The following is a 1,134-nucleotide window of genomic DNA, read 5'->3' as shown; positions in this document are numbered from 1 at the left end:
CGCTTGGCGTCACTGGCATCGACGCCAAGATCGGCAAGGATGCGCTCGACATCCTCGGCCTGCGCCGCCGTATCGGGGTCTGAGATGTCGCGCAGGTGGATGACGAGATCGGCTTCGACCACCTCTTCCAGCGTCGCCCGGAAGGCGGCCACCAGATGCGTCGGCAGGTCGGAGATGAAGCCGACCGTATCCGACAGGATGATCGGCGTGCCGTGCGGCAGCCGCACGCGCCGCAAGGTGGGGTCGAGCGTGGCGAACAGCATGTCCTCGGCCAGCACCCCTGCCCCGGTCAGCCGGTTGAACAGCGTCGACTTGCCGGCATTGGTGTAGCCCACGATCGCCACCACCGGAAAAGGCACCTTCTTGCGCTTGGCGCGGTGCAGGTCGCGCGTGCGCCGCACCGTTTCCAGCTCGTGCTTCAGCTTGGTGATCTTGTCCTGCAGGATGCGGCGGTCGGATTCGATCTGGGTTTCACCGGGGCCGCCGAGGAAGCCGGCGCCGCCGCGCTGCCGCTCGAGGTGGGTCCAGCTGCGCACCAGCCGACCCTTCTGGTAGTTGAGATGCGCGAGCTCGACCTGCAGCGTGCCTTCCTTGGTGCGCGCCCGCTCGCCGAAGATCTCGAGGATCAGCCCGGTGCGGTCGAGCACCTTGGCATTCAGTTCCTTTTCGAGATTGCGCTGCTGCACCGGCGTCAGCGGATGGTCGACAATGACCAGTTCCGCCTTGCGTTCTTTCACGATGTCGGCGAACTCGGCCACCTTGCCGCTGCCGAGCAGCGTCGCCGGACGCGGGTCGGCGACCGTCACCACCGCGGTGTGGACCGGGTTGAGGTCGATGGCGCTGGCAAGCCCTACCGCCTCGTCATGGCGGGCATCCGCCGAGCGGGTCAGACGCGGACGGCTGGTTTCCTCGTCGCCGCGCGGCTGGCGGGTAAGCACCGGCACAATGACGACAGCCCGGGTCGGATCCTTGGCTTCCGGCCCGAGTTGATGTCCTTGTTTTCCGCGAACGCTGCGGTCCGCGTCCTTATCACGTGCCAATCAGGCGCCCTGGCTTTCCTCGCCATCGAACATCTGAACCGGCTGGCTCGGCATGATCGTGGAAATGGCGTGCTTGTAGACGAGCTGGGAGTGC

2 protein-coding genes are annotated in these 1,134 nt (G+C 66.4%); both read right to left on the bottom strand.

Going from position 1 to position 1,134, the window contains the following annotated elements; translation table 11 throughout:
- Positions 1-1,040, bottom strand: a 1,040-nt coding sequence (gene hflX / locus EOA27_RS37455; protein WP_127258835.1) for a GTPase HflX, incomplete at its 3' end; no start/stop codon positions are given.
- Positions 1,041-1,134 (bottom strand): RNA chaperone Hfq (locus tag EOA27_RS37450; RefSeq protein ID WP_189562340.1); only part of this gene is annotated, 94 nt, incomplete at its 5' end.

It is taken from the genome of Mesorhizobium sp. M2A.F.Ca.ET.037.01.1.1 (genome assembly GCF_003998075.1).
GTDB lineage: Bacteria > Pseudomonadota > Alphaproteobacteria > Rhizobiales > Rhizobiaceae > Mesorhizobium.
Note: the sequence above shows the minus strand (reverse complement) of the source record. Positions and strands in the feature narration are given on the sequence as shown.